The organism is Candidatus Eremiobacterota bacterium, from assembly GCA_031082125.1.
Taxonomy (GTDB): domain Bacteria; phylum Vulcanimicrobiota; class CADAWZ01; order CADAWZ01; family Ess09-12; genus Ess09-12.
In genome coordinates, this window is sequence record JAVHLM010000039.1 from 40,984 (window position 1) to 56,412 (window position 15,429).

Consider the following 15,429-nt stretch of genomic DNA (forward strand, 5'->3'; position numbering starts at 1 on the left):
GAGGGTGGGTGAAAAGTGTCAGGGCTTCCTCCGGTAGAGCATCCAGCGCTCGGTGCTCTCGACGAAGTCGAAATGCTTTTCCATATAGTCGCCGTATATCCTCAGCAAGGGGAGCGTAGATTCAGGGCAGCCCGGCTTGGGCACCATTATGAGGGTAGTATCAGAGAAAGCCCTCTCCGGCGGGATATAATGCTCGTTGTTGAAGTCAACGCCGAAATTGCACATTCCATAAAATCCTTTCGGACTCTTTAATCTCAAGCCTACCGGGAAAGGGTTCTCGAAGTCGAGCGATACAATCCTGTCATGTTCTGCAATATGCTTTCTTAGAAGCTCCAGACCCTCGTTGATTTTTTCAGGGTACTCCCGGTTGTAGCTCCCATCGGCAAAATCAACAGAGAGAGTATTGAGCGTCTCTGATTTGATTTTCGTGATGCTGTTCCGCATCCTCGCCTTATTGGTGCCCGCAAATACAATACTGGCAAGATTTTTTCCATAAAAGCTCCCCACAGTGAAAATGCAGATCAGCAGGAGAGGGAACAGGAGGTAGCATTTGAATTCCTTTGACCTGTCCACTTTCAGGTCAAAATATTCAAAGGGAAGAAAGGCCATCACCAGAAGCATCGGCATATCATGAATTCCGTAATTCGTCATATTCAGAAGTATTCCGCAGAAGCCGGAAACACCCATAATCACGAAGAGCTTCACCGGCGAGTTTATTCCACCCCTTGCGGTAAAAGCAAAACTGGAAAACAGCAGCATATAGAAGGGCAGCAGTATGAACACATAGGCGAAAGGCCCTATTTTCTCCATGAATAAAGCAGAATCCATGAGAATTTCATAACCTCTCACCATGGATACTATCCGGTAATCATGGACCACGGCGCTGAAACTGAACCTGAAATAGAGCGCCATCGGTACAATGGCGCAGAAAAAGCCTGCCATAAAGCCTTTCACCCAGTCTTTAGAGGGTACGGCGAGCAGGATTCTTAATAGAATGAATAAAGACGCCGCGGTGAAATAATTGATCTTGATGAACCACAGGCACACCAGCAGAAAGCCGGTGGAAAAGCCTCCCGCACTTTCATGCAGCTTCTTTTCTTTCCTTAGAGGGAAAAACAGCTCAAGAATGACGATGAAAAGCATGGCATAGCCATAGCGGTTATAAAGCGTCGTGTAAGTGGTGACAGTGTAATCAAAGCCCAGATGATAGGTCCCCGTGATAAAAAGCCCCACGGCGAGAGTGAAAAGAAAAGCGAGAGGTGCCGAAAGCCTCTTTACCGCAAGAATCCAGGCCCAGAAGGAAAAGAGCCAGAACATCAGAATGTTGGCGCAGACTATCCCCCACACCGAGACGCCGCAGATCTTCATCCCTGCGGCGAGAATGAGAAAAAAAAGGGCGCCAAGCACCTGTTGAAAATCAACGTGGGGAATCTGGCCGCAGAGAACCCGCCAGGCCGAGTCAAGATACACCGGCACATCGTGGCCGAACCTCATGATCACCACTGGCCCCGTCCTGATGAGCAGAAAAGTAATAAGAGCCCCAATCCCGCAGTATATCAGGAAAAAGAAACGGTATGACTCCCTGATTCTGCTGCAAAACCCCGCGATGAGGCATGCGAGAAGAACCAGCTCGGGTTGCCCGGCCTGAGAGGGAGCTTTTGTGGTGTCCGTGATGGCCTTATTTTTCATCGGTGGCTTTAGGAGCAAGGCATATTAATAAAAGTTCTAGTATCCAGAGTAATTATTCGAGGAGCAGCAGTTCTTTCCTTGTGAACCACACCGCACCGGACCTTATCGCAGAAAATGGTATTCAGGGGAGAGAGCGTGCGGCAGAATGGCTCAATCACTTAGAAAAAGTCGATTCCGGAGAGATAATGGGAAGAGCTGCTGCGGAGAGGGGGGCAGGAGACCAGGTTATTCGTCGCAGAGGGTGTAAGTGACGGTGCGCCTTGTGAGGGGCACCCTCCCTGCTTCCTTTTCTGCGGCAAACTTGTAGGTGATCGTGAGGTTCTTTCCCGTTCTTTTCCCCACGCCCACCACAAGATCCTTTGGCGACGAGGAGAGGGAGACATCACCAAGACTTGTGCCGCCTGGAGGCGCTGCAAGATTCACCTTGAGCATTGTGTAGGAAGGGGCGTTCTGATCAAGAGTGCCCGTTATTTTTCTTCTCTTCGCATTGGTGAAGAAACTGTAAGAACTCGAGGAATCGATGACCTCTCTCGCGCCCGACTGGTTAAGAGATACAAAGACCTCCATGATCCCGGGGTCGCCCTGCACGGTGATCTGGTCAATGGCGGGCACGGAGATGTAAACATTGTGCGTCGCCTGGTCGCCGGCCCATGCGGGCACACTCAGGACCAGCACAAGGCAGAGGCACACCAGAAGCGCTCTTACCTGCGAGGACATGTTCCTCAGTAAAAAATAGTTCATAATGCTGAAATCCATCATCCCCAGTTTATCTTCTCGTTATATCATAACCTATTTCGTCTCAAATTGCAAATCTCTTCTTTCGATTGCGCCTCGGAAACGCCGCCATGAAGGCCTTTTGTCCGAGTAAAATTTCCTCGCTCAAGGTGATCATGGACCGGCGGTCAGGGTAATGGTCACATCTCTGGAGGTGGAGGCTATAATGCCCGATATGACGGGGGCCGTGAAGCGGAATGTCACTGTGATCGCCGTGCGGTAGCCCGGGTTAAGCGATGAGACAACGTTCTGCGCCGTCGTGGAGAGCGGCACGAAACCGGCGCTTGTCCCGCCCAGAGTCCCGCCCGGGGCGGCGGCCTGCATCTCGACAGTGGTGTCAGCAGGAGCCGCAGAGTTGAGGGCCGCCGTGAGCTTGAAGTTGGCACGGTTCGATGAGATATTGTAGGTCATGGACTGCTCGCTTGAATCAGGCTCATCGCCGGCTGCGGCGGTCTGCACCGTCAGGGATACTGGCGACCCGGTGAGGGACATCTCAGTGATTGATGCCACGGTGATGTTGAGAGTCTGGTTTATGGAGTTCGCGCTGCCGGGAGAACAGGCAAACACTATAAGGCACAGAGACAGGATAATCCACCGCCTGCAGTTCATGGCGCCCCTCCTTAATTGGTAAGCGTGAAAAAGACCGTTCTGGTGGTCGTATCGATCTCTCCCGCATCGACTGTGGCCGAGAAGGTGTAGCGAAGGTCAAGGTTCTTTCCCTTTATTTTCGTGAGGCCCGTCACGGCGTCAACTGTCGAGCTTGTGAGGAGCAGATCGCTCGTCCATGTGCTGTCGGGCTTCTTGAAGGCGATCATGAGAGCAGTGCCGGTCTCGGTGTTGCTGTCGATGCGCACCGTGATCTTCAGGTTGGTCCCGTTGGTGGTGAAACTGTATCTCGTGGTGGAATCGCTGACTGCCGTGGGCTCCTCACCTGCTACCGCGGAGTTCACCGTGAGGGGAGCAGGAGAGCCCGAGACGGAGAGCTCGCTTATCGAGTTTGCCTGAAGGTTCACCACACCTACCACGACGTTGGACCCGTGGACTGGAGCGGCAAGCACGAAGAGCAGTGCTGCGGCGATGATAATTCTGGCTGTCATGGCGCCTCCTTTCACCCTCTCTATTATAACGGAGAAAAGCTCCCCGCGTCAATCATTTCTTCCTGGTTTCTTTCTTCTGATCCTTCTTGACGTCGCCGTGATCGATGATCTTGATGGTCCTCTTCCTGGGAAGGATTCTCAGGGCGAGTGTCTTTTCCCCGCCAGGGGCCACCTCGACTTCGATATTGTTGGTCTCCAGGTAAGTAAGCTCGGGAAGCTCGTCATCATAGACAATCAGGGTCCATTTTCCCGGGCGCACGTCATAAAAGGCGAAATCGCCGTTGCCGTTGGTCATCTGCCTCACCGTCTCATTCCCGTTGGTGATCTCGACAAGGGCCGAGGAGAGACCTCCCTTGGCCACAAGGGGCGCCGGCGCCTCGCCCTTGCCGGGGATGAGAAGCTCGCCGCTCCCCCTGTCCTCCGGGGGACCATAAATGGTGATGTTTCCCGATATCTTCGCCGAGGTGATGATTCCGATAGGGAGCTCTTTTGTTTCACCGCCCTTGAGCTTGATGGCAAATGGCGTCTTCTCCTTTGTCACTTTCCTGAGTCCGATGGAGCGCTTCTCCACCGATATATAAATCTCACCCGGCCCAAGGGCGGGGAAAAGATACTTTCCCTTGCCGTCACTCACGGCAACGGCCTGGCCGGCCTTCACGACGACGTTGGCGAGGGGGACCACCCCTTCCTTTTCGGCGTCGAACACCACGCCCTTTATCATGGCGATGTCCTTTTTCCGCGAGACCGGGACCCCAAGCGGGATATTGTAGGTCACCATGACGCCCCTGTCATCAAAAGTGTTGGTGGATCTCCTCTTTCGGGCCCTCATGAGCAGGAAGCTCTTGTCGGGGAAAAGATACTCAACGGTGCCGTAGTAGTTCTGGCTCTGCTGCATGGTGTCATATATGGTGTACTGCTCGTAGTTGAAGGTCATCTTGAGGTTTTTTGAAAAGGCGAGCTGCGCCGATCCCCCTATGGTGTTTCCGAACTGGGGATTCAGATAGAAGGTGGTCTCGCCGTTGATGAGGTACAGGGTGAGACCTAGGCCGGGAGCTGGATTGTAATAAGCATAAAGACTGGTTCTGGTCATCGGTTGCTCGTAGTTGATTATGTTTTCATTGAGAACTCCCTTTTCCAGGTAGGCCTGGAGGCCCCATCTGGTGAAACTCTGCCCGAGCCCCCAGCGCCACCAGCGCGTCCGGAAATTGTAATCAACGGGCAGGAAGTCGTCCTTGCGGTCAAAGTCGTTGTAATCGAGGGAAAGAGAAAGCCCGCCGGGAAAAGTGTAGGCGGTGCCCACCTGGTAGGTCTCCTCCCGGTTCGCCGTGCTCTGCGTCGGGTCGCGGGAAAGATTGTTCTGGTAGAAACGGTATGAGCCGTAGCCCGAGAGCTCCTTCAGTATGGGGAAGGTGATGGAGGCGTTGGTGTAGTCCACGTCGCTCATGTAGCCGAAATAGCGGGGGCCTGCATAGCATTTCTCGAAGGCGTAATTGATGGACTGGCTGATGGCGCCGTTCAGCACGATATGGTAGGCCTTGTCGAAGGCTGCACCGCCGCTGTTGCTGTTGCAGCCCGCGTACTCGGCCTGGAGCTTGAGTTTGTCTTTCACCTCGTAATTACCCAGGATACTGTAAAGCCTCGCATTGTTCCAGCTTCCCGGCAGGCCGCTGCCGTAAATGAATCCGATAGGAGGGGCGCCGCTGTAGTCATCGAAGTACCCGTTCATCGCGCCGTTCACGAAGCAGTTGATGGTGCCGTTCACATAGCCCTCGAACTCCCCGTTCACATAGCCGTAGCCTGTCACGAAGCCTATTACCTGGCCGCTTATGTAGCCGTTGAAGAAGCCGTTGAGGTATGCATTGACGTAGTTGTTGAGGTAATTGTTGGGCATGACTGAGGTATCACGGGTCTTGTTGAGAAGGGTGCCCTGAAAATAAAGGCGGTCGCTCGCGTTATAGGCCATGAAGGCCGCCGTCTGCTCCTCCTGCGGCTGGGAGAGAAGGGTGCGCAGCGTATAGCCCCCCCACTCCACGCGGGGTCCCAGGAAATCCACTTCGGCGGCCCTGCCGTACTTGAAGTTCTCCGTGAGGGGCGTGAGGGAATAGTTCTGGTCGCCGAGGTGCATCTCGAAGGTCCTGGTATAGTAATTCATGAAGTACTGCTCCCGGTTTGCCCACTGGAAGTTCTGGAGATCCGGCGACCGGAAGAGAAAATCGATTTTCCTGGTCTCTGCCTCGTCAAGACTCCCCGCGCCTGACACCTCGCCCTGGAATCCTGTCTGGCCGTTGTCGTTGAACTCGGCGAGGCTCACGAGGCACTTGAGGCGGTGATAGGGATCATAGACGCCTGTAATGCGGGGAAGCACTTTTACCGATGCGCTCCGCTCGATGACCAGATTCTTTTTCAGGCTCTCATCGACAATGAGCCTCATCACCACGACGTTCTGCTCCTCCCGGACCAGGCTTTTCTCGGTCTTCACGGTGACGGTGATGAGCTCTGACTGTCCCACGTCCAGGGTCATGCGGGAAACCGGGGCACTGAGGGGAAACGGTGGGGAGTTTTTCAGCTCAAGGCCCATGGCGGTGGCCACGTTTCCCCTGTTGGTGACGCGGAGCTTTATCGCATATATGTCGCCGGCGATGACTATCTCGGGCTTCTCCTCAACCTGGGCCTCAATTCTTATCAGAGGGTTCACTTCGATCTCGACGGTTCCGCTCCCCTCGGCGGCCTGGGAGGCCTGGACCTGGTAGGTGAGCTCGTAGCGGCCCGCGGGTGCCTTTGCGGGGATCCGCACCGTGGCAAAACGGACAAGCTCTTCTCCGGCGCTGATCCTGAAGGGCTGACCCGTGGGGATCACGACCTGCCACCCGGGGGGCACTTTCATGGTCTCTGTGGGAGAAAGGGCCGCACCTAAGGTGTTTTTCACCTGAAAGGCGGCAGTGACAATCCTCCCCGGGTCGGTCTGGATGGCCTGCGGCGACGAGCGTCGCACTGAAAGGGCGCCTGAAGAGAAAGCTGTGCCTGCCCCGCAGACGAGGAGGACCATGAGCACCATGAGAATGAAGTGAGAGGGGAGCTTACTTGATCGAGATATTGTACTCCGCCCCGAAAACGTTTTCATCACCGTTATCTGCTACGACAAGGGCCTTGTAATCTCCTTTCGGCACGCCTGAGAGGTCGATGAGGTGGCGCACTGAGCAGCCGGGGTAAATTCTGTACTTGCCGCTCTCAAAGCGGCCCACGTAAGCGCCGCTCCCGCTGTAAAGCTCTGTCCACACTGCCGGGATAAGGGTTCGCTCGCCGTTGTTCTCCAGGTCGAGCTGCAGGGCCACCTGGTTGTCCTTGAGGACGAGCTGCTTGTCAATGAAACGGAGCTTCTTCTCCCCGGAGTCGGCGATGTTGGTGGAGATCTGTATCCCATAGCGCACAATGGTCTGGAGGCCCACCTTGATCTTGCCCTTTTCGGGCGACACCTCGGGAGCCGTTTCGGCGATAGGCTCCACCATTATCATGCTCCAGTACGATCCGTTGAGGGCATCGTCCTTGGGCACTGTGATGGTGTAATTGATTGCCGCCGTCTCCTTGGGAGCCACCGTGAGGCGCATGGGGCTTATGGATATCCATTTTGCATTTGAGCGGGCCATTTTTCCGGCCTCGCCGTAAGTGTTACGGCCGTCATAGAAGAACTGGTAGTCCGTCTGGTAAACCTTCACGTCGCTCGGGGTATCGCCGTCGTTGCGGCAGATGATCATGCCGTCATAGGAGTCTCCCGGCTTCGCGTCGTGATCGTGGGTGAGGTTCCCCACGACAGCCACGCGGGCCCAGGAACATGTGGCGGTAAGGACTATGAAGAGAAGAATCAGTGCAACTTTTTTCATGGTCTCCCCCTTTACGGTGTATTTACGCATGTCAGTACTATAATGATATTGCTGTAGGTCCCTGTGCCATCGGTAAGCTCGCAGCCCTGGATCTCATACTGGATAGGGATGTTATTCCTGTCCCCGTTCCCGTTGAAAAAAGTTTGATCCGAGGTGGTTACCAGCAGGAAGGTGTCGCCGCCCGATACTGCTGTTCCGTTTGAACCAGTGCCGGTACCGGTCCTCTTTATCCAGATCTGAAAGGGAAGCGTCCCACCGTAGGTATAACGCACATCAACACGGTAGTTGTCCCACTTATTTTTGCAGCCCGAGATCACTACAAGTGTCTGGTTGGTGGCGCTGTCAATGATCTGATTGATCTCTGAGCCTGCGCCTGACTGAAGATCAGTGGAATCTATTGTTCTTGTCCACCCCGAGGAAGTTGATGAAATGGTGGGTACCGCATAAACCTGGCCCGTGAGCAGTGCGGCTGTCAAAATAAAAAAAACAAAGAAATATCCCACACGGCTTTTCAATGATTTGAAAAAGTCTCTCATCATGAAATGCTCTTCACCTCCCGTAGAAAATTCAATACGCCCCGGAAGAACCCTCCTTTCATGAGAGTGTATTCCGGAAAAATGGTTTTATTCCCTCGCTGCCCCTCCCCGCTTTTCAAGCTCAAGGGCATCAAGCCGGACAGCCTCCGGCTCGTTGCGGTCGCGGTGGATCTCCATGCGGACCCGGTATGCGTCCAGAAAGGAGGGGTCGCGCTCGAGAACCTTCGCGAGCTCTGCGAGGGCCTTGGGATCGTTCCCCATCCTGTGGAGCGTGTGGGCCAGCGTGACGCGGGCCCTCAGGTGGGAGGGGTCGAGCCTGAGGGCTTCCCTCAGGTCGTCAAGAGCTTTATCATAGTCTTTTTTCAGGAAAAAGACGGTCCCCCTGTTGCTCAGTATTCCCGCGTGGCCCGGCGAGAGCCTGAGGGCCTCCGTGAGGTCGGCGACGGCCCTGTCGTATTCCTTCATGGCCGCGTGGAGAGAGCCCCGGTTGTTGAGGGCATCCTTGTGCATCGGGTCGAGGAAGAGGGCGCGGTCATAGTCCCTGAGGGCTTCCCGGAACTCTCCCTTATGCTGGTGCACCAATCCCCTCGTGGTAAAGGCGTCGGCGTTATAGGGGTTGTATTCCACAGCCCTGTCACAGTCCACCAGGGCGCTTTCCAGATCTCCTTTCTTCTGACGTGCGGCGCCCCGGTTCCCGTGTGCCTCGGAAAAGCGGGGGCTGTATGCTATGGCCTTGTCGTAGTAGGCGATGGCCTCATCTGTCTTTCCCGTCATGAAGAAGATGACGCCGCAGTTATTGTGTGCCGAGGCGTCATAGGGATTGACGGAGAGGACGGTAGTGCATTCCGCGAGAGCTGCGTCAAAGTCTTTTTGTTCTATATAGGCGAGGCAGCGGCCATAGTATGCATTAAGGTTCCTCGAGTCCTTCATTGACGTGTCGTTCCAGAGGGTGATGCTGTCCTTCCAGACGCCGCAGCGCTCCCATGTGAGGATACTGAGCGTGATGACCATGGCGGCGCCGAGAGCGAGTATCCCCCGCGCCGCGGGACTGTGCTCTCTGGAAAGCCCCTGGTGGATCCACAGCACCCCGAGGGCAATAATGAAGAAATACCCCAGGGAAGGCACGTAGAAATAGCGGTCGGCGGCGATGCCGGGCGGGATAGGGAGGATCTGGCTCACGGGGAGGATAGTGATGAGATAGAAGAGAAGGCCGAAGAGGACCTCCCTGGAGCGCCGGGCGAAGTAAAGGGCCAGGGCGAAGACCAGGGGCGCGATGACGCCTGTCGCCGTGAACTCCCATGGAAGTGAGCCCGCGGTTTTTGCCTCGACAGGGTGGCGATACACCGCTGAGAGATTGACCGGGAGGAGCATCTTGGAGAAATAGAAATAAAAGCCGTAGCCGGCGACAATGAGATTGTAACCGAGGGTCGGCGCAGGTCCCAGGTCCGTCTCGACGGCCTTTCCTATCTCGCCGATAGTCCTCAGGATCAGAAGCTCGCCGATGCAGAGCAGGATAAAAGGCAGCTTGTTCACCAGGAAGTCAGCCTTGAGCGCCCGCTCCTCGTACCAGTCAAGAAGGAGAAGCACCGCCGGGAGGGTGATTGCCATGGGCTTGGCCAAGAGCGAGAGCACAAAGAAGGCTAGCGTGAGGCCGTAAAAAAGAGGCTTTCTGTGTGTCCGCCAGTGAAGGTAAGCAATCATGGAGAGAAGATAGAAAAAAGCATAGAGCACGTCCTTGCGCTCGGTGATCCATGCCACGGACTCCACGTGGAGGGGGTGGATCCCGAAGAGGAGCGCCACGATGAAGGCCGCCCACTCATTCCTCGCGAGCAGCAGGAACAGCCAGAAGACCAGGGTCGTGTTGAGGCAGTGGAGCACGAGGTTGGTGAGATGGAAGGTGAAGGGGGAAGGCCCCGAAAAGTGATATTCCACGGCGAAGGAGAGGGTGGTGAGGGGGACGTAGAGGCTCTTCACCAGGATGTTGCTCCGGTAGAGCGAGGGGTCTGAGAAATTGAAGATTCCCTTCAGGTTCTCCCAGGAAAGCTCAAAGACCAGGGGGTTGTTCAGGATATACTCGTCGTCATCCCAGTTGGTGAAGCCGTTCTGAAGAGACGGGAAAAACGCTGTGAAGGTGACGGCGACGAGAAGAAAAACTAGCAGGGCCTGACGGCCGCCCTGCCGTGAATCTGAGCATTTCCTCTTCTCTTGCCGCCCCATGGGCTCACCTCTCCGGTCACTCTCTCCCCGATCTGCCGCAGGCGCTCCGCCGAAGGCCACGCCTTTCCGATTCCCCGCCCGGGTCTCTTACTCCTCTCCGTGCCCGGCAACAAGGCACAAAAAAGCCGGCCCCCTGAGAGACCGGCCTTAAGTCCATTAAAGTGTAAGTCGGGTTCCTTATTGACTCAGCATGGTGAGCGTGCACGTCCTGCTTGCATTCACCGGGTCGGCGTCCTGGGTGCAGGAGAGCTTATAGCTTATTTGCGTATCAGATGCTCTGTATTTGCCTCCGGTGGCAATGGTGACCGCCGTGGAGCCTGTGATGGTCTGGTATTCACTCCCTGCCCAAGTTCCGCCTCCCGTACCCGAGGGAATAGCCGACTTTATCTGAAGGGTGACCTCGGCCGGCATATCGGCGCTCAACTGCGCGGTAATCCTGCGGGTAGCAAGGTTGGTGGTAAAGCTGTATTTGACGTTTGTCAGATCCTCCACAGGATCGGGGTCTTCACCTGGTGTCACCGTGGTGATGGCGAGGGTCGCTGTGCCGGTGCTTGAGATCTCCTGGAATGACGCAATTGAGAAACTTACCGTGTGGGTCGCCTGGGTTGCCGCCATCGCCGACCCGCTCATCAGGCATATCATCGCGGCTATCGTGAGTATGAGTGCATATTTTTTCATCTTGAGTCTTTCCCTCCTTTGGGTTTTTTTCAATATCTCTTGCTTATCTATCCTTCAACTTCCTCTGGGGCTCTTGCACCTCCTTCGCACTTCTTTGAGGAATTTTTACCCTTTCACTGTCACTATTCCACCTTTCTCATTATAACTTATTTCTTTGTTCCGGTCAATACCATGAGGATATTTTCCATAGCTATTGCGAGGTGAGGGTGTAGGTCACGTTGGTCGTGCCGCTCGACACCTCACCTGCATCGACCGTGGCTGAGAGACGGTATGTGATGGTGAGACCCGATGCTCTTTTTCTGCCCCCGGTCGCCAGGTCAGCAGCCGATGTCGAGAGGCTCTGGTAGCCGGTGCTTGACCATGCGTTGGGTGCCCCGGCTGCCGCGAGGTTCACCTCGAGCGTGAGACCTGAAGGCATATTCGCCGAGAGCGCGCCCGTGATCTTCCTGGTGGTCTGGTTGGTGGTGAACGCGTAGGTGGTCGTGGCATCCTCAACAGGGTCAGGCTCGCTGCCGGCAGTGGCAGTGCTTATCGTCATCGCTCCGGGGCTCCCGCTCACCGCTATCTCATTGATCCCCGATACCGCGTAGGTCACCGTTGCGCTCGCATTGTCTGCCGCAAAGGCGGGCCCTGAAAATATGAGCGCGATTATCGCGACGGCGGCGGTCACCTTTATCATTTTTACCAGGTTCTTCATCATTTTATCCCCCTTTTCTGAGTATTTTTTACTCATTTTCCCTCTTCCTGATATAATTATACCTGAATTTTTCCCCGCAGTCAACAGGTATTCTGTACGTTTTTACCAAAATGTTAAAATTTCATCCTTCAGTATGAGATGCGGAGAAAATATCTCCACTTGAGTATGATGATTTGATTAATTTCTCCCCACTCCTGTCTGCCGGTTCGATTTCTCCTCTCTTCCCGGGCATGGCCGGTTGTGATAATTCGCCCTGACGCATCGCTCATCCTCCTGCCACAGTTTCCCCGTTCAAGCCCTCAATATCCCCTATTTTTATACCGCTTCAACATACTTTTCATTCCTTAATATGATAAAAATATCTCACTCGGGATTTTGCCCTTTTTTCCCCACCCACAGATCCTATGCAGAGATTTTTTAACCGGCCGCCTTTTGCATGAGTGAAACCCAAAAAATCGTCAATAGCGCTATTGCAATAGGCACAAACAATGTCGCACCGCTAAAATGCGCGTAAAATTTTCTCAAAATTTCCCCTGGAGGCATGACCGGGGTGGCAGATTTTCATGCTCCATGGATACCCCGCCCGGCACTTCTGGAAACTAAAAAGGCCGCCCAATGAAAGTTGGCCTTTTTTGCCCCGCCAGTTGGCGATTTGCCGGTCACACGCTCCGCATTCATGGCGTAACGCTCATCACCACAGGTGAAAAGATTATATAATCAAGCACAGGATGAAATAAATGGGACTTATCAAGGGATCTGTGGAGTAAAATCTCGAGCTTCAGCCCTTTGCTTCAGCTTCGGCATATATCTTCACGCTGTCCTGGCCGAAGTCGGCTCTTCAAAGACTTCTATTAACTCTGCAGGCTCGCCAAGGAAGAAAGGCAGGAAACGCTGCCCGTGCTGCAGGTTATTCTATCCCGAGCCTGTCCAGCTCTGCGTCGGAGAGGGCCGTGGCCTTTTTGATGGTTTCCCTTTCGAAACCTTGGCTCCTGAGGCGGGCGGCCACTTCTGCTTTGCCCTCTGCTTTGCCCTCTTCACGGGCAAGAGTAAGCTTCGTGGCCTCTATCAGCTCCGCTTTCTCACGAAAGTGAATCATATTCTGCACCCTGCGGTCGGCAAGCGACTTCCTATACTCGTTCACTGCCATTTCCATCCCCTCCTCATCCTTCAGCACTGCAGGAACTTCCACCTCAATAGTAGCATATTTCACGCTGAATTTCAAAAAATGGGGACTGCTGAACCTGCTGTGAACCCTCTCAAAGCCGGGAAAGAGGACATAACTCACAATAGATATTGCTATTGTCTTCTTTAGCAGCGTGAAGTCGTCGCCGCGGCCAAGCTGGCCCCCATGAAGCCTGGCATGGTAAAATGACACTCTCGGAATGAACATCTTCTCATCGCCAACCTGCATCTCGATGTGATAGCGGCGGCCCCAGCTGTCTTTTGCCGCGATATCCAGGATCCCCAGCCTGTCTTCAAGCTTCTCCCCATAGCGGAATGGATTCAGGATCGCCACCTTTTCGATGCGGTCCTCACCAGAAAATCCCAGCACGCTATTCAAGAACGCTCTCAGTATGCACGTATTGGTATCTCTTCCAAACACCGATTTGAAAAGAATGTCATTAGTAAGGGGGACAACCTTCACCGGGCACCTCTCTCTTCTGTTCCTCAGGATTATCATAGCAGCCCGGTGTTGCCTTCATGTGAAAATCTGTCGTCCCTTCTCGAGCAGGGGGGCAGTCACCAAGGACAGGGCCGGTCTTATCTTTAAAAATTGTCAGAAATTCCTGTGCATTGCTCCCTGTCCTCCTTTTCGCTGCCGGCAATGCCTCATATTTCTGCGCTGGCTGCATTTTTCAGCACATCGATCAGAAAAATCGCAAAAGATGCTTTCCCGGTCCTTCAGAGGCCATCCAGCAATGACCTTCAACCTCAATAAATACAGGCATCTCTGCAGATGACCCTTTTGACATGACATCTCTATTTGTATATAATGTTAATAGAGATACAAAAGTATCTGCTCGATCTGCATATATCATGAAAGGAGGACTATCGTGAGCACCGGCGCAATCCGCGAATATCCCGGCTACGAGGCCACAATGGAGGGCGGGCAGGTCTTCAATGCATGCCCCGGCCTCCCGCTGGTCACGTACGGCGCCGATGAGGTGCTCTCGCGCTCGAATTGCCGGCACATATTCCGCGATCTCACCGCCGAGGTCCTGGACTGGAACCTCTGGTGCCTCTCTTCTGCCGGGGTCAGGCTCGATCTCCTCATCGGGGAGGCTCTTCTCTTCCTTGACGGGAAGCTCGAGAGGCTTGGCTATGTGAGAGTGTCCGACTTTGTGCGAGAAGAGCTGGGCATCTCTTCCAGGAGCGGCTATGAGCTGATGCGGAACGCGAAGGCCCTTCAGAAGCTCCCCCTCATCAGGGAGGCTCTCGAAAAGGGGCATCTCAGGAAGAGCGCGCTGCGGTATCTTTTCCAGGTCGTGACGCCTGAGACCGAGGTGGAGTGTATCTCAAGAGCCATGCATTCAACCATAAGACAAATTGAAGAGGAGGTGAAGCGTTTTAAAGCCGGGGGGAGTGGTATCAATGCATTCGCCGCCGGGGATGATGACGAAGAGGACACAGGGAGCCTCGCGGTAAGCGTGCGGATTCCCATATCTCTTGCCGCAAAGTGGGACAGGGCGCTGGAAGTGTTCCAAAGGTCCGAGGAGGCGGATCTTCCTTTGGAGACATTCGTGGAGGCTCTTCTCGCCGAGTTTGTCGCATCGGCGCCGCTTGTGGGTCTCGGGCGTCCTGGCACAGAGACGCAGGCACCGGAGGATTCGGATTCCGGGACAGGGAAGCCAGGCGCTCATCACACCGGGGAGCTTTCTCTCTGCTGCGCGCAGGAGAAAGGCTCCCAGGGCATTGAGGCTTCCCATGGCGACTGCGCCAACCACGGTGATGGGGTACACGCTCGGAATGGTCTTGATGCTTCCGACACAGGGGAGACCGGAGCCGATCCCGCCTTCGGGGAGAAGGCTCTTCTCCTTGGCGCTCTCGCGGGGGTAATCGCCTCCCTCTATGACGAGGCTCCCTTCGGTGAGCAGGAAAAGGAGCTTGCCAGGCAGGTCCACAAGGACCTCGAGGAGGTCTCTCACCTTTGGGATTTCTTGCCATGGAAGCCTGTCACCGTAGAGCTTCCTCCGGAGCTCCAGGCTCCCGGGAGCCACAGGCCCGACGTTGATACCGCCGTCACCCCTGACGGGACACTCGTGCGCCCCCCGGCCGATCCCTTCGAAACGGTTTCCCGCCTCCGCAAGATGGCAGCGCTCCGCCACTCCCTCTCCTTCTACCAAGGGAGACTTCTGCGGACCCTCAACAATTTCGGTCTCTATAAAGACATGCTCTTTCTGAGCCTGGGCCACTATACCAGGGAGCGCCTCGGGATGTCCCGCAGCACCGCTTATTCTCTAATCAAACAGGAAAGGAGCTATCTTGAGTATCCAGATATGCTGGACCTTGTCCAGGCGGGGAAGCTCACCCCCGAGCAGGCGAGGCATCTTTCAAAGGTCTTCAATGAGGGGACCAGGGTCAATGGAGCGTGGCTCTCCTACGCGCAGGATGTTCCTGTGGCCACCCTCATGCAGGCTGTCGAGGCGTTCATCCGCTTTGCGCAGAGGGCTGTCCACAAAAAGTGGGATATCGCTCCCGAAGCCTTCGAGGTGGCCGACACGGGGAGGTCCGTCAAGAGGACAATCCAGGCAGGTTCAATTGCCTCTGAACCCAGTGGGGATAAGGGTTCTGATGCCGCAGTCCAGATATGCGGTGCGGCCGAGCAAGGTCGTGTTGTATAGTGGGTGCGAATCCCACCTGAT

The 15,429-nt window shown here is 54.9% G+C and carries 12 protein-coding genes; 1 reads left to right on the forward strand and 11 read right to left on the reverse strand.

The features are described from left to right. Nucleotides 1–18: 18 nt before the first annotated feature. The 11 genes from RDV48_28040 to RDV48_28090 form a co-directional block, all read right to left on the reverse strand. Nucleotides 19–1,689: a hypothetical protein gene (locus RDV48_28040; protein ID MDQ7826686.1), complete on the reverse strand. Its 1,671-nt coding sequence runs from the start codon at nucleotides 1,687–1,689 to the stop codon at nucleotides 19–21. Nucleotides 1,690–1,914: 225 nt separating this feature from the next. Then, nucleotides 1,915–2,430, reverse strand: a complete 516-nt coding sequence (locus RDV48_28045) for a hypothetical protein (protein MDQ7826687.1) — start codon at nucleotides 2,428–2,430, stop codon at nucleotides 1,915–1,917. Nucleotides 2,431–2,577: 147 nt separating this feature from the next. Then, nucleotides 2,578–3,072, reverse strand: coding sequence for a hypothetical protein (locus RDV48_28050; protein MDQ7826688.1), 495 nt, complete (start codon nucleotides 3,070–3,072; stop codon nucleotides 2,578–2,580). Between the two features lie 11 nt (nucleotides 3,073–3,083). Continuing rightward, nucleotides 3,084–3,560, reverse strand: coding sequence for a hypothetical protein (locus RDV48_28055; protein MDQ7826689.1), 477 nt, complete (start codon nucleotides 3,558–3,560; stop codon nucleotides 3,084–3,086). Nucleotides 3,561–3,612: 52 nt separating this feature from the next. Further along, nucleotides 3,613–6,606: an NEW3 domain-containing protein gene (locus tag RDV48_28060; protein MDQ7826690.1), complete on the reverse strand. Its 2,994-nt coding sequence runs from the start codon at nucleotides 6,604–6,606 to the stop codon at nucleotides 3,613–3,615. A 31-nt stretch (nucleotides 6,607–6,637) separates the two neighbouring features. Further along, nucleotides 6,638–7,438: a hypothetical protein gene (locus RDV48_28065; GenBank protein MDQ7826691.1), complete on the reverse strand. Its 801-nt coding sequence runs from the start codon at nucleotides 7,436–7,438 to the stop codon at nucleotides 6,638–6,640. Between the two features lie 11 nt (nucleotides 7,439–7,449). Then, nucleotides 7,450–7,977: a hypothetical protein gene (locus RDV48_28070; protein ID MDQ7826692.1), complete on the reverse strand. Its 528-nt coding sequence runs from the start codon at nucleotides 7,975–7,977 to the stop codon at nucleotides 7,450–7,452. A gap of 84 nt (nucleotides 7,978–8,061) precedes the next feature. Then, nucleotides 8,062–10,191, reverse strand: coding sequence for a tetratricopeptide repeat protein (locus RDV48_28075; GenBank protein MDQ7826693.1), 2,130 nt, complete (start codon nucleotides 10,189–10,191; stop codon nucleotides 8,062–8,064). 177 nt (nucleotides 10,192–10,368) lie between these two features. Next, nucleotides 10,369–10,869 (reverse strand): hypothetical protein, encoded by a 501-nt coding sequence (locus RDV48_28080; GenBank protein ID MDQ7826694.1) that lies wholly within the window; start codon nucleotides 10,867–10,869, stop codon nucleotides 10,369–10,371. Between the two features lie 190 nt (nucleotides 10,870–11,059). Beyond that, nucleotides 11,060–11,569 (reverse strand): hypothetical protein, encoded by a 510-nt coding sequence (locus RDV48_28085; GenBank protein ID MDQ7826695.1) that lies wholly within the window; start codon nucleotides 11,567–11,569, stop codon nucleotides 11,060–11,062. A 904-nt stretch (nucleotides 11,570–12,473) separates the two neighbouring features. Further along, a complete protein-coding gene (locus RDV48_28090) occupies nucleotides 12,474–13,247 on the reverse strand; it encodes an Rpn family recombination-promoting nuclease/putative transposase (protein MDQ7826696.1) in 774 nt (257 codons plus the stop codon). 373 nt (nucleotides 13,248–13,620) lie between these two features. On the opposite strand from RDV48_28090, the gene RDV48_28095 reads away from it, so the two are divergent. Further along, nucleotides 13,621–15,408: a hypothetical protein gene (locus tag RDV48_28095; GenBank protein MDQ7826697.1), complete on the forward strand. Its 1,788-nt coding sequence runs from the start codon at nucleotides 13,621–13,623 to the stop codon at nucleotides 15,406–15,408. The last annotated feature ends 21 nt before the right edge of the window (nucleotides 15,409–15,429 follow it).